General features: G+C 43.1%; 25 protein-coding genes. 7 read left to right on the top strand and 18 right to left on the bottom strand.

Annotation, left to right across the window (positions count from 1 at the left end; genetic code table 11):
* Position 1: 1 nt before the first annotated feature.
* A complete protein-coding gene (locus tag B050_RS0106850; protein ID WP_018473161.1) occupies positions 2–2,038 on the bottom strand; it encodes a thioredoxin domain-containing protein in 2,037 nt (678 codons plus the stop codon).
* Between the two features lie 14 nt (positions 2,039–2,052).
* Positions 2,053–3,024 carry a GSCFA domain-containing protein gene (locus tag B050_RS0106855; protein ID WP_018473162.1) on the bottom strand — a complete coding sequence of 324 codons (972 nt, stop codon included), beginning with the start codon at positions 3,022–3,024 and terminating at the stop codon, positions 2,053–2,055.
* A gap of 193 nt (positions 3,025–3,217) precedes the next feature.
* Here B050_RS0106855 and B050_RS0106860 point away from each other — a divergent pair, with 193 nt between their 5' ends.
* A complete protein-coding gene (locus B050_RS0106860; protein ID WP_018473163.1) occupies positions 3,218–3,466 on the top strand; it encodes a hypothetical protein in 249 nt (82 codons plus the stop codon).
* A gap of 62 nt (positions 3,467–3,528) precedes the next feature.
* On the opposite strand, the gene rplI is transcribed toward B050_RS0106860, so the two are convergent.
* From rplI to apaG, 6 genes are all read right to left on the bottom strand, one after another.
* Complete coding sequence (rplI, locus tag B050_RS0106865; RefSeq protein WP_018473164.1) at positions 3,529–3,972, bottom strand: 50S ribosomal protein L9; 444 nt, start codon at positions 3,970–3,972, stop codon at positions 3,529–3,531.
* Between the two features lie 41 nt (positions 3,973–4,013).
* Positions 4,014–4,265: a 30S ribosomal protein S18 gene (rpsR, locus tag B050_RS0106870; protein ID WP_018473165.1), complete on the bottom strand. Its 252-nt coding sequence runs from the start codon at positions 4,263–4,265 to the stop codon at positions 4,014–4,016.
* Entirely contained in the window at positions 4,262–4,636 is a 375-nt protein-coding gene (gene rpsF, locus B050_RS0106875) for a 30S ribosomal protein S6 (protein WP_018473166.1), read from the bottom strand. The genes rpsR and rpsF overlap by 4 nt, the downstream gene beginning before the upstream one ends.
* 224 nt (positions 4,637–4,860) lie before the next feature.
* Positions 4,861–5,784 (bottom strand): hypothetical protein, encoded by a 924-nt coding sequence (locus B050_RS0106880; protein ID WP_018473167.1) that lies wholly within the window; start codon positions 5,782–5,784, stop codon positions 4,861–4,863.
* Positions 5,785–6,178: 394 nt separating this feature from the next.
* Entirely contained in the window at positions 6,179–6,952 is a 774-nt protein-coding gene (locus tag B050_RS0106890; protein WP_018473169.1) for a class I SAM-dependent methyltransferase, read from the bottom strand.
* Between the two features lie 2 nt (positions 6,953–6,954).
* Entirely contained in the window at positions 6,955–7,341 is a 387-nt protein-coding gene (gene apaG / locus B050_RS0106895; RefSeq protein ID WP_018473170.1) for a Co2+/Mg2+ efflux protein ApaG, read from the bottom strand.
* A 71-nt stretch (positions 7,342–7,412) separates the two neighbouring features.
* Here apaG and B050_RS0106900 point away from each other — a divergent pair, with 71 nt between their 5' ends.
* Positions 7,413–8,075: a uracil-DNA glycosylase gene (locus B050_RS0106900; protein ID WP_018473171.1), complete on the top strand. Its 663-nt coding sequence runs from the start codon at positions 7,413–7,415 to the stop codon at positions 8,073–8,075.
* Positions 8,076–8,204: 129 nt separating this feature from the next.
* Here B050_RS0106900 and lepB read toward each other — a convergent pair whose 3' ends face one another.
* The 7 genes from lepB to B050_RS0106940 form a co-directional block, all read right to left on the bottom strand.
* Positions 8,205–9,275 (bottom strand): signal peptidase I, encoded by a 1,071-nt coding sequence (lepB, locus tag B050_RS0106905; RefSeq protein WP_018473172.1) that lies wholly within the window; start codon positions 9,273–9,275, stop codon positions 8,205–8,207.
* A gap of 17 nt (positions 9,276–9,292) precedes the next feature.
* The gene (dapB, locus tag B050_RS0106910) at positions 9,293–10,015 is read right to left on the bottom strand and encodes a 4-hydroxy-tetrahydrodipicolinate reductase (protein ID WP_018473173.1); all 723 of its coding nucleotides are present in this window, start codon (positions 10,013–10,015) and stop codon (positions 9,293–9,295) included.
* A 5-nt stretch (positions 10,016–10,020) separates the two neighbouring features.
* On the bottom strand, positions 10,021–10,572 hold the full coding sequence (locus B050_RS0106915) for a DUF5683 domain-containing protein (RefSeq protein ID WP_018473174.1): 552 nt from the start codon (positions 10,570–10,572) through the stop codon (positions 10,021–10,023).
* Positions 10,573–10,660: 88 nt separating this feature from the next.
* Positions 10,661–11,590 carry a ParB/RepB/Spo0J family partition protein gene (locus B050_RS0106920; RefSeq protein WP_018473175.1) on the bottom strand — a complete coding sequence of 310 codons (930 nt, stop codon included), beginning with the start codon at positions 11,588–11,590 and terminating at the stop codon, positions 10,661–10,663.
* A gap of 12 nt (positions 11,591–11,602) precedes the next feature.
* Positions 11,603–12,382 carry a ParA family protein gene (locus tag B050_RS0106925; protein ID WP_018473176.1) on the bottom strand — a complete coding sequence of 260 codons (780 nt, stop codon included), beginning with the start codon at positions 12,380–12,382 and terminating at the stop codon, positions 11,603–11,605.
* Positions 12,383–12,958: 576 nt separating this feature from the next.
* Positions 12,959–14,752 (bottom strand): membrane protein insertase YidC, encoded by a 1,794-nt coding sequence (gene yidC, locus B050_RS0106935; RefSeq protein ID WP_018473178.1) that lies wholly within the window; start codon positions 14,750–14,752, stop codon positions 12,959–12,961.
* 40 nt (positions 14,753–14,792) lie between these two features.
* Positions 14,793–16,415, bottom strand: a complete 1,623-nt coding sequence (locus B050_RS0106940) for a CTP synthase (protein WP_018473179.1) — start codon at positions 16,413–16,415, stop codon at positions 14,793–14,795.
* Positions 16,416–17,147: 732 nt separating this feature from the next.
* On the opposite strand from B050_RS0106940, the gene B050_RS0106950 reads away from it, so the two are divergent.
* From B050_RS0106950 to B050_RS0106960, 3 genes are read left to right on the top strand one after another with little or no spacing between them, the layout of a single operon-like run.
* Complete coding sequence (locus B050_RS0106950) at positions 17,148–17,621, top strand: hypothetical protein (RefSeq protein ID WP_018473181.1); 474 nt, start codon at positions 17,148–17,150, stop codon at positions 17,619–17,621.
* Positions 17,618–19,036, top strand: coding sequence for a CCA tRNA nucleotidyltransferase (locus B050_RS0106955; RefSeq protein ID WP_018473182.1), 1,419 nt, complete (start codon positions 17,618–17,620; stop codon positions 19,034–19,036). The genes B050_RS0106950 and B050_RS0106955 overlap by 4 nt, the downstream gene beginning before the upstream one ends.
* Positions 19,037–19,051: 15 nt before the next feature.
* Entirely contained in the window at positions 19,052–19,765 is a 714-nt protein-coding gene (locus tag B050_RS0106960) for a tetratricopeptide repeat protein (protein WP_018473183.1), read from the top strand.
* A 193-nt stretch (positions 19,766–19,958) separates the two neighbouring features.
* Here the strand turns inward: B050_RS0106960 and B050_RS0106965 are convergent, their stop codons facing one another.
* Positions 19,959–21,428, bottom strand: coding sequence for a S41 family peptidase (locus B050_RS0106965; RefSeq protein WP_018473184.1), 1,470 nt, complete (start codon positions 21,426–21,428; stop codon positions 19,959–19,961).
* A gap of 882 nt (positions 21,429–22,310) precedes the next feature.
* Here B050_RS0106965 and B050_RS0106970 point away from each other — a divergent pair.
* Entirely contained in the window at positions 22,311–23,456 is a 1,146-nt protein-coding gene (locus B050_RS0106970) for a glycosyltransferase family 4 protein (RefSeq protein WP_018473185.1), read from the top strand.
* A gap of 161 nt (positions 23,457–23,617) precedes the next feature.
* On the opposite strand, the gene B050_RS0106975 is transcribed toward B050_RS0106970, so the two are convergent.
* Positions 23,618–24,370 carry a DUF2490 domain-containing protein gene (locus B050_RS0106975; protein WP_018473186.1) on the bottom strand — a complete coding sequence of 251 codons (753 nt, stop codon included), beginning with the start codon at positions 24,368–24,370 and terminating at the stop codon, positions 23,618–23,620.
* Between the two features lie 9 nt (positions 24,371–24,379).
* Positions 24,380–25,165 carry a DUF3050 domain-containing protein gene (locus B050_RS0106980; protein ID WP_018473187.1) on the bottom strand — a complete coding sequence of 262 codons (786 nt, stop codon included), beginning with the start codon at positions 25,163–25,165 and terminating at the stop codon, positions 24,380–24,382.
* A gap of 247 nt (positions 25,166–25,412) precedes the next feature.
* On the opposite strand from B050_RS0106980, the gene B050_RS0106985 reads away from it, so the two are divergent.
* Positions 25,413–25,880, top strand: coding sequence for a GNAT family N-acetyltransferase (locus B050_RS0106985; protein WP_018473188.1), 468 nt, complete (start codon positions 25,413–25,415; stop codon positions 25,878–25,880).
* Positions 25,881–25,927: the final 47 nt, after the last annotated feature.

Below are 25,927 nucleotides of genomic sequence, written 5' to 3' on the forward strand. Positions count from 1 at the left end.
TTTATGAGTTGGGTAATAACTTCAGCGCCTCTTCCAAGCTGCTTACCGGCTGGTGGCAAGTCCTGTCAAAGCAAACGTAAATTAACGCATTTCCATCCGTATCTGCTACTTTATGCGCCAATACTGGTAGCTCATCCGTGGCACTGTGGCTCGCCGCTAGCGCATACCCAGAAGGGATCTGCCTACCCAGATTTCCAGCCAGTTGCTTGGCTCCTTTTCCTATGATTGCTATTTCTGCCTGAGGCATAGTTTTATACAAATATAAATGCGCCCATTTACTGAGAAATCCCGGGTCACTTATCAGGAGTTTTCGCATCGGCGATAGCATACGGTTACTTAATTCTGAATAGTGGTCCTCGTAAAAATACTTGGATAATAAATGCAAATTATGCCCCATTTGAGCATTCGAAGAAGGGATGACATTGTCAAAAATCTCCTTCTTATTTGCAATTAGTTTTTCAGCATCAGGGTTATTGAAATAAAAGAACCCTTCTGATTCATCCCAGAAGTGCTCCAAGGTAAAATCGGTGAGCGCCTTAGCCTGCTGAAGCCAACGCAGCTCAAAATCAATCTCATATAATTTGATGAAGCCCTGAATTACCGCAGCATAATCTTCCAGGAATGCCGGGGTATAAGCCTTGCCAGACTTATATGAACGGAAAAGCTCCTGGCCTTTTAACATATGGGCCAGGATGAATTCTCCACAGTTTATAGCGAGTGTTTTGGCAGTTTCATTGCCCGTGCATAGATAGGCGTCCACTAAGCCAGAGATGCAAAGCCCATTCCAGCCTGAAAGTACCTTGTCATCCAGACCCGGTGCTATCCGTAAATTTCTGACCTTTAGAAGTTTAGTTTTGATTTCACTGAGCCTCGAGAGGAACTCATCAAGAGGGATATGATGCTTTTGAGCTATTTCTTCATAGGATTTGGTTTGAAATAATATATTGATGCCGTCTTCCCAGTTTCCCTTAGTTTGAATATTATAGAGCTTATTAAACCATTTTTGGTCCTCGCCGAGAAGGGCTTCCAGCTCCTCATGATCCCAGGTGTAGAACTTGCCTTCCACTCCTTCGCTGTCTGCGTCCAAGGCGGCATAAAATCCCCCGTCTTCCTGCAACATTTCCTCCTTAAGCCAGAGTATAGTTTCTGTGATTTTTTCATTGAAAAAGGGGGCTTCCGTCAATTTATAGGCTAGGCTATAGAGAGAGAGCAGCTGCCCATTATCATAGAGCATTTTCTCAAAGTGAGGAGCAAACCATTCGCCATCTACAGAATAACGGGCAAATCCCCCACGCAGTTGGTCGTAGATTCCTCCCATCCCGATTTTTTCGAGCGTGAATAAAGCGGTTTTCTGGATGGCAGGAGAGGGGTAATGGTGGGTGTATTCCAACAGGAACTGCCAGATGGAAGGCATGGGGAATTTAGGAGCGCGATTCATCCCTCCCCATTTGGGGTCGGTATTGGAGTGAATGGTCTGCGCCATATGATCCAATTCCGCCCGATCCAGCGCTTTGGTTTCCTGGACGAGCTGATATTTTTCTGAATCTTTCTGCTGAAGAGATCTGCCAAATCCCTCTGCGCTCTTCTGAAGCTCATCCTTATGACTCACAAAAGCCTCTGCAATATTCTTCAATAAACCCTTCCATTGGGCATTGGGGAAGTAGGTGCCGCCGTAAAATGGGCGCTGGTCGGGCATCAGGAATACATTCAATGGCCAACCTCCTTGCAGGCCCATAGCCGTAACCGAATCCATATAGATATTGTCAAGGTCCGGACGCTCCTCCCGGTCAATCTTGATGCATACAAAATGCTCATTCATGATTTTGGCGGTGTCCAGGTCCTCAAAGCTCTCACGCTCCATGACATGGCACCAGTGACAGGCAGAGTAGCCGATGGAGACCAGGATTGGCTTGTCCTCGGCAATGGCTTTGGCCAGAGCTTCCGGGCTCCAGGGATACCAACTTACGGGATTATGCGCGTGCTGGAGAAGGTAAGGACTTTGACTATTGATGAGCTCGTTGGGCGTAGTATTAGACATATGGATCAGACTATTTAGAGTTGCGCTTTTATGGATAGGATTTCTGTTCTAAAATCAATAGGATCGGGGATTTGTTCCATTTGTTTCAAGAGATTTCTTAAAAATCGCCGATGACCTTCTCCCTCTGGGTTGAAAGGCCGATGACGGAGGCTTTGGTTGATTTTCTCTATCTGCTGGTTTAGAAGATGTGTTTCCGATGAAAAAGAGGTTTCCCCAAACCTCTTCCAAATGTACTTCTCGGCCATTTGGCTGGGATGAATAAGATCGTCTGCATAAAAACGATAATCTCTTAACTCATCCATCATGATTTCATAACTAGGAAAGTACATAATGTTTGGGTCATATGCAGTAATTTCATGACATAATATTCGAAGAACTGACTTGCTAACCTGATTCTCTGGAATTCCATCTTTGGTATGCCGGACGGGGCTCAGTGTCAGGATGATCTGGATATCAGGGTTGTGTGTTTTGATAAGATCAATACCCTTTTGAAGCATCACCTGCATGTCCGCTAGGGAGGATAAGCTTTTGCTGAAGCCTTTAGAGGGTTGTTTGTGACAGTTAGCAACCTGCCTTTGAGTAGTGAGAAGACGGTACTGGTAAACGGTACCGAAAGTCAATATCAGATGACTGGCGGTGCTAAGCGCAGATTTTAGTGCTTTGGTTTTGGTATCAAGCAGCTCCATCAATAAGGGTTTTGAAGGCGCACTGATGCTGGAGTGGACGGAGTGATGAAAATACATTCCCTCTCTCTCCAAGGCTAATTCCTCTGCTAAGGGGCTTTGATGAAGGGCCGATCGGATCAGTTCCATGATAGAATTAGGATGAAAGAGGGTTCCGAAGGGATTATTGAGAATGGTGAACTTATGCTCGTGTAGGAAGTCGCCAATGGTGCTCGAAAAGCAGGATCCCATAGACACAATGCTGCTGTGATGATCGATCTGCCGATCGAGTGGGGGGATAGGGAAGGAGGTTTGGAATTGCATGGCTCTAAATTAATTAAAATGCCTCAATCTAACAGCCTATACCAGCAAAAGGGTGTTTAGGCCCGAAAACAAGCATTAACTACCAGTTGATTTGAAGTTTTGGTAATAAAAATAAGTTTTTATTGGTGTATTCGTAATGGATACGTATTTTTAGTGAGGAATAAATATTTTTAAGGGTGTAATTATAAAAGTTATGAGTGTACAAAAAATTGAAAAAACAGTAGTAGCCACGGTGGACAAGCTTCAGAAATTAAAGATTGAGCAAAACCTCATTGAGGAGTTGCAGTGGTGTCTAGGAAGCTATAGGAATGACCAGAATCCATGCGGTTTGGTAGAGAAGAGTGCCCTAGCCTATGAGGCTTTGAAGGCGCTTAAAGAGACCAATAGCCGGGCGGTATCCAAGAAGCTACTGGAAGATCTGGAAAAAATTGCAGTAGCCTAAGGGCAAAAAAAAAGAGGCTATCCTTAGGATAACCTCTTTTATATTGTGATTGATCGTGGTGCTTATTCAGCAACAACTTCAAATTTCACTTCAGTTTTCACTTCTCTGTGAAGATCCACCTCAGCTACGTATTCACCGGCTCCGGTTACTGGCGTGCTGATAGAGATTTTCTTTCTGTCCACGTCTACGCCTTTGTCAGCTAGAGCGTCAGAGATTTGCAAAGTGGTAACTTTACCAAAGATTTTACCGGAATCACCGATTTTTGCTTTGATTTCAAGCTTAAGACCTTCGATTTTAGAAGCGATTTCTTCAGCTTCAGTTTTGATTTTCTCAGCTTTGTGAGCGGCTTGCTTGATGTTTTCTTCCAGAATTCTCTTATTGGAAGCAGTAGCTAACACAGCAAAACCTTGTGGGATAAGGTAATTTCTGCCATAACCTGGTTTTACAGCCACCAAGTCATTTTTATAGCCAAGTCCTTTTATGTCTGTTCTTAATATAACGTCCATTGTAATTGTCTAATTTAAAACTAATGAATAGAACCGTCGGATTACTTAAGTCCGTCAGTTACATAAGGTAACAAGGCCAAGTGTCTTGCTTTTTTGATAGCGTTAGCTACTTTTCTCTGGAATTTTGCAGAGTTGCCAGTTAGTCTTCTAGGAAGAATTTTACCTTGCTCGTTTACAAATTTTAACAAGAAGTTTGGATCTTTATAATCGATGTACTTGATGCCTAATTTTCTGAATCGGCAGTACTTTTTCTTGTTTTGCTCTCTGTTGATTGGTTCGTTCTTAAGTGTCATTTCGCTGCCTCCTCTTTAGTAGTTTCAGGTTTTTTGTTGAATTCGCCTTTTCTTCTTCTTACTGCGTATGCTAATGCATTTTTGTCAAGTACGGTAGTTAAGAATCGCATGATCTTCTCATCTCTTCTCATTTCCAACTCAAACTTCTTGATCAAAGTAGGCTCACTCTTAAACTCTACCATTACGTAGAAGCCGGTGTTCTTCTTCTCGATTGGATAAGCAAGTTTCTTAAGACCCCAATTTTCAACATTAATAACGTCTGCCCCCTCTTCTTTTAACAAGTTTATGAACTTGTCAACGGTATCCTTCATCTGAACATCAGACAAAACGGGAGTTAAAATGAATACCGTTTCATAATTTCTTTGGAACATCTTTAATTGTTGTTTAGGTAATATTATTTAAACAGACCGCAAAATTAAGGGATTATTTTTATTTTGCAAAACTTCCGTTGCTTTTATAGTATATTCTATATATGGATAGGCTTTTCAGGGCATTTTTGGCCCTTCATCACCTGATACTACAGCAAAAAAGCTACCCGCAGGTAGACCCTACAGGTAGCTTTTTCTTTCCCAGAACATCATTCAATGCTCAGCGATTATTTTATCTCGAAGGTCTTTTGACCAATCTTAAATCCATCAGAAAATATCCGTACTTCATATTTCCCCTCAGGATAATCAGTGCCTTTTTGGTACAGATAGATCAAGCTTTTGGCTTTATTATCATATAAAATTGATTGCTTGGCCGTATAGAACTCCTCGCGTCCGTCGATGCTGAAGGTTCCTGAGCCTTTGGCAATGTCAAAAATCACCTGATTATTCGGAGCGACCACCTGCACATAGATCACTTTTGCTCCCGCTTGTGTTACCTTATTCTCGCTGATGTCAAAGGCAACTTTCAATTTTTCCAACTGACGGTTTTTGAACGATCCATCCCTTTCCTTACCCTTGGAATTGACCGCTGAGATCATGATATTCTGGGCTTGGAGCTTCTGAGCGATATTTACCTTCTCCTCCAGCTGATCCTGCTTTAGGTTTAGCTGCACTATAGAGTCTTCGATCTCGGCTTTGGAAGTCTTTAATTCCTGGTTTTCGGTAAACAACTGCTCGTTTACTTGCTTTAGGCGAGATATTTCCCCGTCTTTTTCAATTAGGATACCGGAGAATCCATCGATTTTCTTATTCAAGGCATTGATTTCAGCAGCACTTCTATTGCGATCCGTGCTCCTTTCAGCTAGCAGTTGCTCCTTTAAGACTACTAAAGAGTCCACATCGCCACCTAGTTTCTCGATCTCATTGATCCGCAGGTCTAGTTGGTAGGCCATCGAATCAATTCGTCGGTTGAGATGGTCGTTTTCTTCCGAAATCACTAATATCTGCTCGGTCTTTTGGGTTTTATCGACACTGTCAAAATAGAGTTTTACCCCGCTAAAAATGACCAGTAATAGCAATACTATAATAAGGATATTTTTGCCTTTGTCACTTTTTTTGGGCGCTTGGTCTGGTGGTGTATTGGTATTCATGAATACGAAAATTAAGGCTGTATTTTATACAAAGATTAAGGTAATGATGTTGAATGTATCAAAGATTGGTCTAATGAATACAAAAATGGATAAATCGTAAACTTTATAACTTTTGCTTTATAGCAATATTTAGACCAGTTTTGGTCATATTTACTTTTAAAATACTCCTGATTTCCCAAAACATTGTTATTCAGGTGTTATGCAGGTTTTTTCAAGATTGAGATCCCCCAATTGGCCGAAGGATTTGCCACAAATTCATTGAAATAAGGGCCTTTAAACTTACTTAGAACTCAAATTTACAAAATATTAGTTTCAAACTTCCTTTTTATAGCGGCCAAATTTCAGGAAGGGAAGCCTCTCTAATCAATTCCCTAAACGTATTTTGAGTGGGGCACTAAATGGACAGGATATAATTCTCCTTGTTAATCCCTTTCTTAAAGAGCAAAACACCGCATTCATAGAAGTCTATAGAAGCAGAAACTTCCTTCTGGGCTTTCAGGTCTTTCCAGGCTTTTTCCATTTGGGAATTAAGATGAATATCTGCTATTACCACGATACTGAGGCTAGTGATTTTTACTTTGATCAAATTCCAAAAGTGCATCGTAGGCTCGTAGGCATGATGGGCATCGATTAGGGCAAAATCTATCCTTTCGCAGGTTTTGAGAAAGCGGGGAAGGCTTTCTTGAATTTTTCCGGTGATAATTTGGGCATTCTTTCGGTCGCCAAGGGTTTCCTGAGCGACCGCTGCCAAAGCTTTAGCACCCTCGAAGCTATAGATCTGCCCACTCGTCTGTGTGGCGAGATGGGAGGCAGTAAGCCCCACGCAGGTGCCAAGTTCGAGGAGAATACCAGCCGGGGTTTGCTGGGCTAGAGATGCATACAGCTGGGCGTATTTGGGAAGGCTGCTGCTGTATTTTGTGATATCAGAGATTTTCCTTTTTTGGGATTTTAGATGCACAGATCCTGATCCATAGTCGGTGATTTCTATTTCTGTAGGATTGGATAGTAGCACCTTCCTTCGATCGAGCAAGGACTCATCGATCGTTTTTTGGTCTCCTTTGATCTTTTCATATAGCTCAAAGATATATGGGGATTGCAGGGAATGACGGTCCACCTTGAGATGGAAATGCTTGATATAGGCTACTAATGGGTGGATTAATGCCTTCAATACTAATTATGAAAGATAGAGGAGATCAACTGGAATTCGGGGATGGTGATTACTAATAGCTTGCCATCCTGAAGGCGCTCCATAAAATAGCTGCCTTTCATCTTGCCCATGCCTGAGCGTAGATTGCAGCCGGATACATACTGGTGGGTGGCTCCGGGCTCTAGCACTGGCTGCTGGCCTATGACGCCTTCTCCCTCCACAATCTTGATGGGCATTCCTGCGTCATTAATTTCCCATTTTCTGCTCATCAATTGAACTGTCGCTGGGCTGTTGTTTTCGATAATTACCTTATAGGTGAAGACAAAGTGGTGCTGTTGCGGACTGGAGTATTCCGGTTGATAGGTCGCATCTACAGTTACTTTTATACCATTGGTGATAGCCGTTACCATTTTGTTTTTGATCAGAGGGAATAATATTCGAAATTAAGGGATTATTATTAAATCTCAAGCAAAAGAACGTAATGAAGATTGAAATCGCTCCTAGCTGGAAGGATAAATTGAAGGATGAATTTGAGAAGCCCTACTTTCAGAATTTGGAGATGTTTGTCAAAGATGCCTACCAAAAGCAGCAGGTATTTCCTCCCTCCTCCGAAATTTATAATGCCTTTGCGCATTGTACTTTTGAAAATACCAAGGTAGTGATCCTGGGACAGGACCCTTACCATGGACCTGGTCAGGCACATGGTCTAGCTTTCTCGGTGCGGGAGGGAATGCCGTTTCCACCTTCTTTAAGGAATATTTTCAAGGAGCTCAAGAGCGATATGTCCCAAGATGTACCCTGGCAAGGAAATCTTGACCACTGGGCCGACCAAGGGGTTTTGCTGCTGAATGCTACGCTAACGGTGGAGGCCAATAAGGCCGGTTCCCATCAGGGCAAAGGCTGGGAGGAATTTACTGATGCAGTAATTAGGAAATTGGCAGAGGATAAAGAAAACCTTGTGTTTATACTTTGGGGGGCCTATGCACAGAAGAAGGCTGGCTTTATTTCTGAGGATAGACATTTGAAGCTGATGGCGCCACATCCTAGTCCATTATCTGCGCATCGTGGGTTTTTTGGCTCCGCTCCATTTTCCCAAACCAACGATTACCTGCGCGCTCATGGGAAAGAAGCGATTCTTTGGTGAGACATGAATTTGGTTAACTATAATTAAAAACAAAGCCTGCAAAATCATTTTGCAGGCTTTGTTTGAAACTTTCCTATAAGATAAAAAGGGTAGAGGACGAGTCCGCATCCTTTCTTCCTGAGGGTAAGATCAATCGATGGATTTCAGGAATCGATCAAAACGAATTCTGCTAAACATCGTCTTATGCTTGTCCAGCGATAGCCATAAGAACCAAGCTTTTCCTACGATATGATCTTCAGGGACAAAGCCCCAGAATCTAGAATCCAAGGAGTCATGTCTATTGTCTCCCATCATAAAATAATAGTTCTGCTTGAAGGTATAGCTATCTTGTTTTTGGCCATCGATAAAGAGCTGATTGGCCTCTATTCTTAGGTCTTCGATCCCTTCATAATGACGGATGGTAAAGGCATATCTACGGACATTGTCCTCGGTAAGGTCAATGGTCCAGCCCTTTGCAGGTACGGTAAGTGGGCCAAAATTGTCCCGGTTCCAGGTATAGTAAGCTCCATCAGGGTGGATTTCCGGATCACCCTTGTCTTTTTCGTATATCCTGATTTTCACCTCTTTGATGACTGGAGATTGTTCCAGTTGCTTTGCAATGGCAGGAGTAGTAAATACGATATTCATGCCATTGAAGGAGTGAAATGAATCTTGATTGATATCGAATTTGTCAAAAAACTCTGCATTCAGCATTCTATTAGGAATGACATCATAGCTAAACTGCATTTCTTCAGGATTTTCGGCTACCTGACCATTGATGATGAGCTGGGCGTTATCGATTTCTACCACATCTCCGGAAATCCCAACGGCTCTTTTGATATAGTTGGTTTTCAGATCAACGGGATGTTCGAATTCATCAGGGTAGTTAAATACCACCACATCATTACGTTTTACACTGGTGAAGCCCGGCAAGCGGTAATAAGGTAGCTGGATCGCATCGGAATAACTAGGGATATCCGTCCCCCAGATCTTCTGGTGAGTCAGTGGCATCTGAAGGATGGTCTGTGGGGTACGGGTTCCATAATGCATTTTACTTACAAAAAGGAAATCGCCTACCAGCAGGGATTTTTCCATGGATGCTGTAGGGATGGTGAATGGCTCTAAAAATAACCATCGAATAAGGCTGGCCGCGATAACGGCAAAAACCAGTGCATCAAGCCACTCTCTAATAGGGCCTTTTTTCTTTTTTTCTGAACTCATGGTTTTATTTGCTAATATTAAAAGGAAAGGAAGTCATCCATGGATAGTACTCCTTTTTTATCTTTTATCCATTCGGATACTAAAACTGCGCCAAGGGCAAAACCCTTACGGCTATGTGCAGTGTGTTTGATCTCAATATCGTCTATTTCAGAGGAATAGGTCACTATATGAGTGCCAGGTGCAGGGTCCTGACGGGTGGCCTTGATCGGCAGGCTGTGTTCGCTGTCGGTCACCTCAGTGTCCAGATCCCAACGTTTTGCTCTTCCCACTCGGTCGATGATATCCTCCGCCAAAGTGATGGCTGTACCGCTGGGAGCGTCGAGTTTTTCGGTATGATGGATTTCTTCCATAGACACCTTATAGTCCAGGTGCTCTTCCATCATCTTGGCAAGTACACGGTTTAGCTTAAAGAAGATATTCACCCCTATGCTATAGTTGGAAGCATAGAAGAATGCGCCACCATTTGATAAAGTGAGTCTCTCGATTTCGGGCTTCTTATCGAGCCAGCCAGTGGTGCCACAGACCACAGGAATCTGGTTTTTGATAGCCCAGCTGAGGTTGCTCACTGCTGCGGCGGGCTGGCTAAATTCTATCGCCACATCCACCTTACTATTGTCCAGGTGGTTTAACTCCTCCGTATTACTTTCGTCTATTTTTCCTACTATAGTATGGCCTCTTTCTTCTGCCATTTGGGAAATGATCTTTCCCATTTTTCCATAGCCTAAAATTAATATGTTCATTATGATTATTTAAATTTTAGTTTTAATGATAGTCCTATTGAATTGCTGCTAGCGTAGGTTTCCTGAACTGAGGGTTCTAAGTGAAAACTCAGGTCATCCGATACGTCAAAGCTCGAAAGGTGAGCGTCCACCAGCGCGTCGAGAATATTGAGTGCATAGATAGCTCCGAAAAGCAAATAGCAGGCATCTCTATTTCTCCTCCAGTAATCCACATTTCGGATGAGTGAGTTCTCGTTGAGGCTGGGGAATATATTACTGGTGGTTTCGTCATCATCTCTATAGATGAGCAAAGCTTCCTTAAATAACTGGTACCTTCTATTATTGAATTCCACAAAATAGGCGGTGGTGATGATTCCTCCATAAATAATAGGAACCTTCCAGGCCTTTTCGTTATAAACCTGTCCTGCGCCAGGCAGGATAGCGGAGAGTATGGCTGCTTTTTTAGGGTTCTTGATATCCTTTGGCGGGCTCAGTTCTATTCCCGAATCAGCCACAGTCGCGGAGTCCAATTGTAGTTTTCGTACTCCCTGTGCCTGCACAAGGGTGGTAAGCAGCATAAAAACAAAAACAGCAATAGCTCTATGGAAGAGGGCTATTGCTTTTTGTTTACTTATGATTTTATCCTTGTAAGTACCTGAGTGCACGTTAAATGATTTCTAAAATCTCCAAAATCCTGTTAAGGTCATCCGCGGAGCCGAATGGTATTTTTATTTCTCCTTTATCCTTATGATCCATCTTCAAGCTTACTTTGGAGCCTAGATGAGAAGCGAGTTTTTGCTGTAGTTTGCCCAGTTCATATTTCTTCACAGGGTCCAGCTCCGCTTTATTGGTCGTGGTCGTGGTTTCTTCAGGCTCTTCATGCAGGGCTTTTACCAGGGCCTCCACTTTGCGTACGCTGAGTTCCTCCTCAAGGGTTTTTCTATAGATCGCTAGTTGCTTATCGATATCCTCGACATTGATGAGGGCTCTCGCATGACCCATGGAAATCTTTTTGTCCCGGATACCGGCTTGGATATCTGGTGGTAGCTTCAATAGACGGAGGTAGTTGTTTACAGTGGTTCTGTTTTTACCTACACGATCGCCAAGCTGCTCTTGTTTTAGTTCGCATTCAGAGAGTAACCTTTGGTAAGAATGAGCAATTTCCAGCGCATTAAGGTTTTCTCTTTGGATATTTTCGATCAAGGCCATTTCCAGCATTTGCTGGTCATTGGCTGTTCTGACATAGGCAGGCACGGATTCTAGGCCCGCTATCTTTGAGGCTTGGAATCTTCGCTCTCCAGAGATCAGCTGATAGGCATTGTCTTCCAGTTTGCGGACGGTGATAGGCTGAATGATCCCTTGCACCATAATGGAATCTGCTAGTTCCTGTAATGCTTCCTTGTCAAAATGGGTCCGTGGCTGATAGGGGTTTACCTGGATTTCCGACAGGGGGATTTCATTGATCCCTGCTGCTGGCAATATCTCTCCAGTGCTTTCATCCACCCTTTCTTTTGGGCTAGGGGAGTCCTGCAATAACGCGCCTAATCCTCTTCCCAACGCCTTTTTTCTATTCACAGGTTTTTTATTATCAGCCATAATTCTTTAATATTAATTCACTTTCACTAAGCCATTACGCTCGGCAATTTCATTTGCCAAATTCAGGTAGGCCAATGCTCCTTTTCCTTCCGCATCAAAAGCGATCACTGGAAGCCCAAAACTAGGCGATTCGCCCAGCTTCACATTCCTCGGAATGATGGTGTCGAATACCATATTTTTGAAATGTATTTTTACCTCTTCGACCACCTGATTGGATAGTCTCAGACGAACATCATACATCGTCAGCAAGATACCCTCGATCTCCAGGTCTGGGTTCAGACGGGTCTGGATGATCTTGATGGTGTTCAGAAGCTTTCCTAAGCCCTCCAGAGCGAAGTACTCACACTGTACGGGGATGATCACCGAATTGGCAGCCGTCAGGGCATTGATGGTGATAAGGCCCAGGGATGGCGAGCAATCAATAATAATAAAATCATACCGATCCTTTACCTCTCCGATCACCTGACGCATTTTTTCCTCCCTATTCTCCAGATTGATCATCTCCACTTCTGCTCCTACAAGATCAATATGTGAAGGCACCAAATCCAGATGCTCCATATCGGTCTTCATGATGATGGAGGTGATCTCTATCCCGTCCACCATACATTCATAGATGCTGTTTTCGATCTCCTTTGGGTCTTGGCCTAGGCCAGAAGTAGTATTGGCCTGTGGGTCAGCGTCAATTACCAGGGTTTTGAATTCCAATACTGCCAGGCTGGCAGCTAGATTCATTGCTGTAGTGGTCTTACCCACCCCTCCTTTTTGATTGGCAATAGCTACTATTTTTCCCATTATCCTTGGTGTCAAGTGGTGATTGTTGTTCAATATAAATTATTTCACATTCCCGAATTAGCAGGTCACAGGCTATTGCTTTTCAGCAAGTCTTCGCTCCCGATGAATCCGCCCTTGATTAAGCAGATTAGTACTGAGAGTCCCTCTGGCTCAGCTTCGTTGAAGCCTATGCTGGCTTTTTTTGCCAAATTGCTAATTTCACGCTACACAAAGATAGAAGTTTAATTTGTACATGAAATACTTTGTTATCCACATTGCCTTGTGGATAGGGGTAAATGCCTGATTCATAACTTCAAAGGCTACTTTTAATTTGAATCCTATCGGGATATTTTTGTGACAGATAGCGCTACGCCTTCCTCGCTTGGCTCCCGATCCTTGATCTATTCTATATTTTTCCTTGATTAATCATAAGCAAGGTCTGAGTATTACTTTTCCCTATTGGGCAAATTCGGAAACTGCCTCATATCTAATGGATAAGCAGGTCTAGACTGTGCGAATAATGCTTAGGGGTATAAATACCGATACCCTTCCATAATATATTACGGAAGGGTACCGGTAATTAGTATTCAGAAGATCTTACTTTTTCTTCTTATTAGAATCTGCCGCTTTCATGGCTTCCTCTAATTTTGATTGAAACTTAGATTTTTTCTTATTCACATTCTTCTTCTTATTCTCTTCGATCTTTGCACGGATCTTTTTATCATCCACAAATCTCTTGATGATAGCTTGCTGACCAAAAGTCACCATATTGGAAACGAAGTAATAGAAACTCAATGCCGCAGGGTAGGAGTTAAGGACAAACATGAAAGTCACTGGCATGATATAGCCTATGTTTTTCATTGGTCCCTGAGCGGCCGTCAGCTGGTTATTGAATCGGGTATATGCGATCTGCGATACCGTCATCAGCAAGGTGAATAAGCTGACGTGATTGCCATAAAAAGGTATGGTGAATGGCAGCGTGTATATAGAGTCATATGTGGACAAATCATGCGCCCATAGGAAAGACTCTTGACGAAGTTCTATACTGTTTGGGAAGAAAAAGAACATCGCAAATAAGAAAGGCATCTGGAATACCATCGGAAGACAGCCACTGATCGGGCTTACCCCCAGCTGTCCAAATAGCTTCATCTGCTCCTGCTGCTGCTTAGAAGGATCGTCAGGGTATTTCTCTTTCAACTCATCGATCTCAGGCTTGATTACCCGCATTTTGGCCATTCCTATATAGGACTTATAGGTCAGTGGGAATAAGGCTAGCTTGATGATCAAAACAATTAGGATGATGATGACACCGTAGTTGGTAAATACTTTCTCGAGGTAGTGGAAAAGATTTACGATGATGTATTTATTCACCCAACTTACAAAGACATAACCCATGTCCACATTTTCTTCAAAATCTTCGGTCACATGCTTGAGGATCTTGAAGTTATTGGGGCCGAAATAATAAGTGACAGATGACTTTCCACCTTCTAGGGGAAGCATAATCGCTGCTTCCATATTCTTCACCGAAAGGGTGTCCTTAGGGATGGTTTGGGTAAGTTCGGCACTGGTGAAATGGTCGCCAGCAATAATCCCAGCAGTAAAGAAACGCTGTTTGAAGGCTACCCATTTTACAGGACTGGCTAGACTTTCGGCATCTTCATCAGAGGAGGCACTTAAATAGTCAAATCCATCTTCGTCTGTGCGGTAGTTTAGATGAGTTTTTCTTCTGGACTCTTCGATATCAGCCTCTTGTTTTTTGAGCTTGTCCATCCAGTTGATACTGATGGACTGGTCGGTGATGGACTGGAAGCCCGAGGTGCTTAGGTTATGCCCCAGTGTATATTGTCCATCGGCCAGGGTGTAAGTTCTGGTGATTTTTCCGGAGGCGCCCTGGGAGGTGAAGGTCAGCTGCTGAGCAGGTACTTCTTCCACGGTGGTGGTGCCCTTGGACGAGCCAAAATGGAGTTGATTTAAACTTATAGGTCCTTTGGAGGTGCTGATTTGGTAGTCGATCAGGGCACTTTTCTCATCCATAAGGATGAGAGGTTGCTTAGACCAAGTTTTGAATTCCTTAAGCTCAACGGTTTTTATTTCACCACCTTTAGTAGAAAAGGAGATTTTTACCAATTCATTTTCAAGGCTGATGATTTCCTCCTGGCCGTTGGTCATTTCCGCAAATTCGCCGAATTTCTGGCGAGCCTGCACCGATCTTGCGCTATCTGGCAATTCGACCGCTTGGCTATTGAGGTCCGAGGAGGTAGGTTCATCTACTGCTTCGGTGGCTGCAGGTGTTGGTTCGTCGGTTACTGGCTCTGGACTACTAAAGTAAAAGGAGTATATCAAGAGCACAGCAGCGAAGAGGATAAGTCCTGTCGCTTGATTTCTGTCCATAATTGAAGTGTTCTAAATCCCTGATTGGATCAGGTATATTTTAGTTGATATTCTTTTTATTATCTAAGGTGGCCTGGATAAACCGTACAAATAGTGGATGTGGAGTCAAAACGGTACTCTTGTACTCAGGGTGGAACTGGGTTCCCACAAACCACGGATGGTCTTTGAGTTCCACGATTTCCACAAGTCCGGTTTCTGGATTCACTCCTGAAGGGATCATGCCGCCTTGCTCGAATTGATCCAGGTACTTATTATTGAATTCATAGCGGTGACGGTGACGTTCTTGGATTTTCGCCTTGCCGTAAGCAGCGCTTACTTTGGTGCCCTTCGCCAAGGTGCAAGGATAAGAGCCAAGACGCATAGTGCCTCCCATTTGCTCCACATTCTTCTGCTCTTCCATTAGGGAGATGACCGGGTGTGGCGTGTCAGGAACCATCTCTATGGAGCTGGCACCCTCAAGGCCAAGCACGTTTTGTGCATACTCGATCACTGCCATCTGCATACCGAGGCAGATGCCAAAGAACGGAATATTATTTGTTCTGGCAAACTTAACTGTTTCCAGTTTTCCTTTCATCCCTCTTTCGCCAAATCCCGGAGCTACCAATATCCCGTCTAGCTCGGCGAGCTTTTTATGAACATTTTCGCTTTCGATCTCCTCAGAAGAAATCAGGCTAAGATTGACCTTCGTCTCACAGGCAGCGCCCGCATGGGTAAAGGCCTCGATGATGGATTTATAAGCGTCTGGAAGGGAAATGTATTTACCCACCAGGCCTATGTTTACTTCCTGAGTGGGGTTCTTTAACCTGCCTAAAAACTCCTTCCAGAGCTCTAGTTTGGTATCGGACTTAGAAGGTAATTTCAGCTTGGTCATTACTCTTTCGTCCAGCTTTTCCTTCTTCATATGGAGAGGGACATCGTAAATCGATTCCGCATCCATTGCTTCGATGACGCAGTTTAACTGCACATTACAGAATAGGGCGATTTTTTTCTTGACATCCAGCGGAAGGTGATGTTCGGTACGGCATACCAGAATATCCGGCTGGATTCCCGCTTCGAGCAGCTGCTTTACAGAGTGCTGAGTCGGCTTGGTTTTTAGTTCTTTGGCGGCAGAGAGGAAAGGGATAAGGGTCAGGTGAACCACTAAGAAGTTGTTTGGTCCCAGATCCCATCGGGCCTGTCTTACCGCTTCTATGAATGGCAATGATTCTATATCGCCTACACATCCACCGATCTCGGTGATGACCACGTCGTAGTTGCCTTCTTCGCCGAGTTTATAAAAGCTATTTTTGATTTCGTCAGTAATATGAGGGATGACCTGAACGGTTTTTCCCAGGAATTCACCTTTACGTTCTTTGGTGATGACATTATTGTATATCCTTCCCGTGGTGACGTTATTGTCCTGGGAGGTGTTGGTGTTTAAGAAACGCTCGTAATGGCCAAGGTCAAGGTCGGTTTCGGCTCCATCTTCGGTGACGTAACATTCGCCGTGCTCATAAGGGTTGAGTGTTCCCGGGTCAATGTTTAGATATGGATCGAATTTTTGGATGGTGACCTTAAAGCCTCTGGATTGCAGAAGTTTGGCAAGGGAGGCAGCGATGATGCCTTTGCCTAATGAAGAAGTTACTCCCCCTGTGATAAAGATATACTTCGTGGGTGACGCCATAAGAATAATTAGATTGTTTTGTTTGAATTCCTATGGGGTTCAAAATTAAATAAAATAATTGACTTGAGAGTGACGTAATGGATTAAAATTTTTAATCCTATTCTCAAAGACCCCCATAGGATATTTCCAGTTTCACTACGGTGTGAAGTCGGGAAATTACCTGAATATTATAAGATTACCTTTTCGCAAAAAACCAAAAGAGGCCATCCGCCGCAACGGATGGCCTCTTTTGGTTAGCATTTTATGCAATATTACTTACTGAAGTCTTTCTTAAGCTCTTCAACATCTACATTCTTGATTACCGGCTGAGCGCTCAAGTGCTTAATTTTAAGTACTCGAGTGACTTGTCTTTGCCTGTTTCTTCTAGCTTTTCTTTTTAATGTCGTGACTGCCATATCCTAATTGTATTTTAATGAGTTCTGTTTCCAAATGAAGGGCAAAGATAAGAAAAATAAATTTAAAATACCGCATGAGCTTTCAGTAAAAATATTCAAATGGCCTTATCTTCCCCTTGTTCCTGAGCGGCTACCGCTTAATCTTTTATAAGTATAAGCAAGGAATTTGTAGGAAATATAGGGCGTATCCGTCAAAGTGTTTTAATTTTGGCTTTTTAACCGGTGTTCCTTCCGGGAAGCTGTGGGGTGAGGAGGATAGGGATAAAGTAGGATATTTTGAATAAGTAGCCTCTTCTCACCGATTAGAGGCTCACTGTACTTTAAGCAATTTACAAATATGGAAATAAAAGAGATTGTCAGCATCATTAGGGATCAGGGTAGCATAAGCCTTGCCGATTCCGCCGGTGAAAAAGTCACCCTTATCAATCCCCAAGCCTATCAATCTGAAACGACTGGCGGCAGAGGAGTCTTTCTATTAGTAGATTTATTTCAGATAAGAGGCATAGCAGGCCAGTTCTCAGAAGTGTCCCTAGATATAGTGGAATATACCTCCAAGCCTACCGTCTATACCACCTGGGCCAGTGAACTGCTGAAAACCGGCCCTGTAAACGAGGGAAAGGTTAAATTTAGCGTTCTTAAAAAAGGCATTTGGAACCAGATTGTATTTGCTTTCGGAAGGCCTTTGGTGGCTACCTTGATTCCTGATCAAGAAACATCTGACAAACTGAACGAAAACTTTCCTTTATATAGCAAGGAAGTTCGCCAGTTGTTTTTGGGACCTGAAGGAGAGGTGAAAATTATCGAAGAATGAATTTAAAGGAGAAGATTGACCATATAGCGGTGATCAAACGGGTGGGGGAATGTGCCGATGAACTCGGGTTGGAAGCTTATATAGTAGGGGGATTTGTGAGAGACCTCTTCTTAGATCGCCCAAGTAAGGACCTGGACTTTGTCTGTGTCGGCAGCGGAATAGAACTTGCTACTAAGGTGGCTGAGTCCTTTGATGAGCATGTGCCACTGTCTGTTTTTAAGAATTTTGGTACAGCCATGATCAAGCTGCCCGATTGGGAGCTGGAATTTGTGGGGGCACGTAAAGAGTCCTATCGCCAGGATTCACGAAAGCCCCTGGTGGAAGACGGTACCCTACAGGAGGATCAGGAGAGAAGGGATTTTACAATCAATGCCATGGCCATCAGAGTAAATCAGAGCCATTATGGAGATTTGATCGACCCCTTTGGAGGAATCATGGATCTCAAGAAAAAAATAATTCGTACCCCAATGGATCCAGATACCACCTTCTCGGATGATCCATTAAGGATGATGAGGGCGGTGCGATTTGCCACCCAGCTTGGCTTTGATATCGAGGCCAGCACTTTCGATGGTCTTATACGCAATGCCGAAAGACTTCAGATTATCTCCGGTGAAAGGATTATCGATGAGCTAAACAAAATCATTCTGTCAGAAAAGCCAAGCTATGGCTTTAAATTACTTTTTGTAAGTAAACTTCTTCATCAGTTTTTTCCTGAGATGATCGATCTTCAAGGTGTGGACTCAGTGGGGGATAAGTCTCATAAAGATAATTTCTATCATACACTGCAGGTTTTGGATAATGTATGCGCCTTTACCGACGACCTGTGGCTGAGGTGGGCGGCTATCATGCATGATATTGCCAAGCCCGCCACCAAGAGATTTCATGCCAAAGTGGGCTGGACTTTTCATGGTCATGAGGATAAAGGCGCTCGAATGACCCCTAAAATCTTCCGAAGACTGAAATTACCTATGGATGAGCGCATGAAATATGTGCAGAAATTAGTAAGATTGCACTTGCGCCCAATTGCCCTGGTGAATGATAAGGTTACCGACTCGGCCGTGAGACGCTTGCTCTATGAGGCAGGTGATGATGTCGATGACCTCATGAAACTCTGCCGTGCTGATGTGACTTCAAAGAATCCGGTAAGAGTAAAACGCTTCCTCGCCAACTTCGATAAGGTGGAAGAGAAAATCCAAGAAGTGGAAGAAAAAGATCATGTCAGAAACTTCCAACCTCCTGTGTCAGGAGAGGAAATCATGGAAATTTTTGACTTACCACCATCAAAAATTGTCGGAGAATTAAAAGAAGAAATAAAAGAAGCTATATTGGAAGGCAAAATTGAAAACAATAAACAACAAGCTTTGGAGTTTATGTTTCAATTGGCCAAATATAAAGGGATTTCCAAAAAAGATTAACAGATAATTTTCTCTATGAATAAGTTTAAAATTGCATTAATAGCATTGCTCCTGATCGGGATGGAGGTAAGTGCTCAAGAAAAAACTACTGAAACTACTGCTAAGAAAGATAGTGCCAAAGTGACAGATGCTCAGTCTGCCCTGCGAATATATCAGATGGCCGTGCGCTATAATGATCCTGCAGTGGCTAGAACTAAGCTGTATGAACTCATTGAGAAGAATCCCGAAAATCCTCGTTATGCCGAACTGTTGGCGACCTTGTATTTTGAACTCGAGCAGTATAGTTCCGCAGCTTTAGTCGCTTTGGACCTCTTGCAGATAGATGATCAAAATATCTCCGCATTGGAAGTAGCCGCTTACTCCCTGGAGCAATTAGGTGCTTTGGATAGAGCATTGCCTCATTTCGAATCCCTAAACTTGCTGACAGGCGACCTATACAGTCTATATAAAACAGCCTACCTCCAATACTCCCTTAAGAAATATGAGGAAGCGCTGAACTCTATCAATATGCTAGTGAAGAACCCTAAATCTGAGGAGCAAAAACTCACTTTTCCTAAAGAGGATAGTTCTACTCAGGATGTAAGTATGAAAGCCGCCGCACTCAATCTGAAAGGCCTGGTCTATAAGGATCAAGGAGCTGATACCGAAGCGAAAGCTGCTTTTGAAGCTGCCCTAGCCAATGCCCCGGAGTTTGAACTGGTACAGGTAAATCTGAAAGAATATAACTAAAAAGCCCCGCCCGAAGAACGATAACTTCTTCCAAGTGGAAGCCTTTCTCGATTTCTAATAAGTGTATTGATCATTTAGGTGAGAAGTGATAGCGCTTTAAGCTTGCTTGAAATCAAAGAGGATATAATATTTAACCACATAAAAAAACCGTTTGGATAAGTTCCAAACGGTTTTTTTATGTGGTATATCTTTCTTAGTGAGGAAACTTATCCTCTGACTCGATCATGGTACCAAACCTCGGGTGCAACTGCTGGCTGGAGCCTAGCTGCTCCACCGGATTTCTATTGATTCTGGCGCCTGCAGAAATTTCGCCATTTACGATATAATCCAGGGCTACATTTAGCAATACTTCCCTTGAATCACCCAATGGGTAAAGGAATACATTATTGTCATACTCACTTACCGATACATCAGGATCGAAGCCTAAGGAGTATTCAGATTCATTGTTCTTATTGAAAGTTTTGAAAATAATAGGGAGCAATCCATAGTGATTGTCCTCATTTTCGGTGTCCTGAAAAGTCGTGGAACCCACATTCTTACCATAGGTCGTCGATCCAATATGGATAATATTCATATAGGGTTTTAAGCCATTGATCACTAGCTCACTGGAGGAGGCGGATTGCCGCGTAGCGATTACAAATAGATTCCCGCTGCTCAGGTGAGCACCGATATTATTTGGCTTATCTACGAAATTATTGGTGAAGAAATCCGGACCATTGTTTTGAGTAAAATAGCCCTGGAGAAGATCATTGTATTCATTAGTGTAAAATACATCTGAAGATGAAATCCCTTTACCCAAAGAACTTGCCAGATGAACGGCACTACTGGTGTATCCACCTCCATTATACCTTAGGTCTAGAATCATCTCATTTACCCCTTTGCTAATGAAATCTCCGAAGATTTCGTCCAGTTGCGCATCATAGGCGCCATAAACAACCTCGTAATCTGAGCTTACGGGTGCTCCTGGAGCAAAGAAATTATAGACGATATACCCGATTTTTTTGTCCCCTATAGTATATACTGAATCCAGAAAAACAGGGTTTTCTGTTAACTCTACCACATCTACCGATACGGGTTCTGCTAAGAAAGCAAAGGCCCCTGTCTCCGCATTATAGCGGGAGATGGTGAGTGAGTGAGCCACATCCGTATTGCCAAATACGCTGGAATAATTGGTGGTGGAGAGCTCCGTGCCGTTGACTTCATAGATGCGGTCATTTCTGCGAAGCCCTGCCGACTCAGCGGGGCTATTTTTTTTGACATAAGTGATGACAGCCACCACTTGCTCACTTTCTGCACTCGCTCGTACTAATCCGAAATCGTAACCAGCTTCTTTCTGTACCCCACTTAGTAAGGCTACCAGCTCGTCATAATTGGGATAAATCACCGAAAACCGATCCTCAGCGACCAGCAGCTCATTGAAGTAGTCATTTGGGTCAGACTCAAGGGCTAGGGGAGTCCCCATGCTCGCAGACCAATAATAGACCTGCTCCATTACATCTTGGATCCACTCATTGACCGCAATGTTTGGATCTGGCTCTTCGGTGTCCCCATCGTCTGGAGTGCTAGGCTCAGTAGTGTCATCATCCTTACAACTAAAGGTCAGTAATGATCCGATAGCAACTATTAATGCCCAGCGGCTGAAACTTATAAAATTTTTCTTCATTGGTTATTATTTACGGTAATAAACGTAAGGTTGGATGTGAATTTCATCAAAATATCACGACCCCTTTATGTGATTTTCTTAATTAAAGCATTCTTCTCCCCTATTAATAACGCTGCTTATGTGGTACTGCCCTATCAGAAAAGGTGTTTTTTGCTATTTCTCCCTTAATATAAAACATTTAATATACGAATGGTATGTCTTGGCAATATAATAGACAGCTGGCATATATTTACCGACCAAATTAAATCGGATGCAAATATCCTGTTTTTATCAACATAAAAGAGCTTATAATAATCCATGGATTTTGGCTTTTTGCAGGATTATTTCTTAAGCCATAGATTTTTCACTTGTATTTAGAAGAAATTGCTAGGATAACCCTCGATCAAAATGAGAAAAATAATTATTCTCTTCCACCATGATTGTGTGGAAAAATGGGGCAAAAATACCCCTATTTGGGTATTGTCCTCCTTTCCTGCATTGCCTATCTTTGTATTCTAAAGGGTTTCAAGTACTGGCCTGATTATTGGGCATAAGGCTCTGAAAATAAGAGGTATTAGATTCCTTAATGGATTTAAACCATCATTTAATATTCGGTTAATATTAAATGTTTATTTTTGCAAAACAGGGTTTGTATTCCGTCTCTTTTGCGGACACCTATTTTGCGATTAGCACCTAACGAAAAGAATAAAAATCTCAATCATCCCATTGCTTTTTCGGTTGACGGACTTCATTGCCTTAGCCGAATGGCTTAGCTATGCAGAATAGCATCGGATGATTTGTTGGATAGAATTCCCACTTTGAGTTCTCCTCCTGCAGCAAAGACCCTTTATATTCATCAAAGCATCAGCGACCTTCGGGCGTTGGGCAAACAAACGTTTTTCTATGCAAGCCATCCTGACAGTGTTACTCGCTTTTTTTACCGGATTATTGATCATGCCCTTTGTTATCAAATTGGTGACGAAAAATAATGTGGTGGATAAGCCGGGAGGACGAAAGATTCACAAGGAGATCATCCCTTCCATGGGAGGCATTGGTATTTTTGCAGCTATACTAGTGGGGCTGCTGGTAGGTTTGGACCTTAACCACTGGCAAAACTTAAGTTATATACTGGTGGCTGTTACGCTCATGTTTTTGCTGGGATTGCAGGATGATAGGGTGGAGCTGAGTGCTCGATATAAACTCCTGGGCCAGCTGCTAGCTGTATCTGTGATTTTGATAGGTGATGTGCGCATCAGCAGTTTTTATGGTTTTTTGGGGATATATGAGCTTCCAATGGGCCTGAGTTATTTCCTGACTGGGTTTGTGATAATTGGGCTTACCAATGCTTTTAACCTTATTGACGGGGTGGATGGTTTGGCGGGGCTGTTGAGCCTTGTTTCCTTTCTGTTTTTAGCGATTTGGTTTTTGGCCACGGGCTATTTGGCCTTTGGGCTTGTGAGTTTGGCCTGTGTCGGTGGTGTTTTAGCATTTTTGGCTTTCAACTGGCATCCAGCAAAGATCTTTATGGGTGATACAGGTTCGCTTACTCTTGGTTTTTTACTGGCGATTTTGAGTGTACTTTTTGTGGAGGCGAATGGCAAGCAGATCAGCCATCATCATTATTTCCATTTCAATGCACCCATCACCGCAGGCTTGGCATTAGTGCTGGTCTCCTGCTTTGATACCTTACGAGTGGTCATCAAAAGACTGAAGAATGGAAGACCGCCTATGGCCGCTGACAAGAGTCATATTCATCATTTTCTGATGAGAGCAGGGTTACGACATGATCAGGTGGCCATTGTGTTAGGCTTCGTTAAGATTAGTTTTCTCGGCCTGATGGTGACCCTTTCCTCCTTCTCTGATATGATCCTTTTACCCTTATTATTAGGTTCGGTGACTTTACTCTGCTTGTTTTTAGACGCAGTTACGCTTCGCAAGGTGAAGCAGATAGCCCGTGAGACTCCCGGGGTTTTGGTCCTCGAGGAGGAGGAAGGGATCCAAAGTGAAAACCTGAATTCCCCCTCGAAATTGCAAAAAGAACCTGCCTGAAGAAAAATTGGCCTACCCCATTTTTTAATTAATTGTACGGATTAATCCTGCGAGAAATCGCAGTGACAGGACCGAGGTATTCTCGTTTATATCCCTTTGGTGGTTCAGGAATACTATTTTAATGACTCAGATCAAAGGTAAAGGCACTTTTGCTAGCTGTATTATTTTAGAGAGATCGCATGATTTATACCCAGCCAAAAGATGTCTCTTTGGATAAAAGTGCTCTCCTCAGAGCTGCTCGAATACTGATGTTGGTAGAGCAGGGTGAAGCCTAGGCTTTCATTTAGCTGGTAAGTGGGGCCCACCAAAAATCTATTTTGATCAAATAGATCTCCTGTCACCTCCTTGCCGGCCTTTAGGAATAATTCATCGCCAAGATTTAAGGACAGTTTTCGCTGGGACTCCTTCTGGGAAAAACTAATAAGTGGTAGGGTAAGCATGAGTCGATAGCGAAACCGGAAATTAAATCGATCATAATCTAAATTTGTTCGGCCAAGGCTGGAAAAAAATTGCTCTTCTATTCGTAATCGATTCGCCAATTTTACCTTGCCCGCATGGGAGCTCATGGTAATGGCCTGATGTGGGCGGAACTCCTGAATATCCTGCTTTCCTCCTAAATAATAGCCCAAATAACCCATCCCTGCTGCCAGATGCAAGGATTCGCTGGCATTATAGCCCACTTGGCTGCGGACGATAAACTGGCTCTTGGTGGATAAACCGTCCCTGTACCTCATTCCTCCATCCGTCGAAACGTCCCATTTTGGGTTTAGGATAAGGGTATTATAGTATTGGAACCACTGCTGATCTCCGTGGATGATATTTTTTGATTGTGCCAGCAGCTTATAGGGGGTGATAAGGTAAATACCCACTACTAAGGAGAAAGTAAATAAGCTTTGCTCTGTAAATCGCTTCATAATATTGGTTTAAGGATGCACCTGTTGGGTTTCCTGAATTTTAGAATTAATTCCATCCCAAAGCGCTATTCTTTTTGCCAGGGCTTCTTTGGCCACCTCAAGGCTGTCCTGCCATTTTTGGGCATCATTGCCGCAGAGCTCACTGATCATCTGCAGAGAAAGCGGTCCATGCTCATCACCGTCCAATTCGATATGCCTGTTGAGGTAGTAGATAAGTTTGCTATAGGAGGTATTATCCGTTTTTTCGGCCTCCTTGGTGATTTCTATGAACATATCTGGAATCAGGTCTTCCCGGCCAAAGGTGAATGCTGAGGCAATCAGATGAGCTTTTCCTGTGGCGATCACTTCAAAGGTAAAGGTGACAAAATCAAGCACCATGGGTTCCACCCCCGCCTTGGATAGTGCATCGGAAATCTCCAGACCTTGTTTTATAAGACCAATGAAATGGGTAACCTGCTGAGTACTTGCCCCTGCTTGCTCCATAGCTTCCAGGTACATCTCAAAGTGGCTAAGCGGCTTACCTTCCTCATTCAGGTCGCTTTCTTCTCCCAGCACAATCTCATTGATGAAGCGAGCTGTAGTGGGATTAGAGCTGGGGATCCACGGGTTGGTGACCGTGGTCAGCTGGTTTTGAAGGGCTTTCAGCAAGGACATGAAATCCCATACTGGATATACATGGGCCTGCATAAATGTGCGGATGTCCTCGAGGGTTTTGAGGTTTTGATATAAGGGATGGGAGGAAAGCTTCTCCTTCAATGGTTTGAGGCTTTCTTCGATATGTTTGATCTCATTCATGGATGGCAATTAATTATTTTCCCCGACAGGGGAGTAGAAAGGGAATAGCCATGCAAAGGTAATAAAAAAAATAAAGTAGGCGAATCAGCCAAAAGGCTTAAAAGATAGGTGTGGTTTTTGTTTTTTAAGGGGTAGTATTTATCCTGATGGAAATAGTAAGAATATAAGGACACGAGTACTATTTCTAAGGAGATAGAGAGTGAAAGTGCTAAGAAATAGATTAAATGAATAGAAAGAAGCAGGTATAATGAGCCAAAATGGGAAAGCAGAAATTATAATTAGAGAGGGGAGTATTCCTGAGATTTTGTCCATAAGTCTGATGATTCCTGAGTTTAAGGGCTTGTATGATGATGATAAGTACGCGGATAGGTTGAGATCCCGGCCTCATCTCGTGTTGGTAGCCGAATTTGGGGGTAAATTAATTGGCTTCAAGGTAGGCTATGAATGGTCGGCCAACGAATTTTATTCATGGATGGTGGCGGTGGTTCCGGGTTTCAGGAACAATGGGGTTGCCAATGCCTTGTCGGAGGTTCAGGAGGCTTGGTGCAAGACCTCCAGGTACGATGCCTTGGTCTTCAAAACACGGAACAGACAGGTCGATATGATATGTTATGCGCTTAGACAGGGTTTTAAGATGGTCGAGGTTGATTATCGCAGCAATTGGGATGAGGCCAGGCTTACCTTGAAAAAACGGCTGGAGGCTCATTATGGATAATGTAAAAATATCTTATTGGTTTTGAATAGGTTATTAGGAATTGGGGG

It is taken from the genome of Echinicola pacifica DSM 19836 (genome assembly GCF_000373245.1).
Taxonomy (GTDB): domain Bacteria; phylum Bacteroidota; class Bacteroidia; order Cytophagales; family Cyclobacteriaceae; genus Echinicola; species Echinicola pacifica.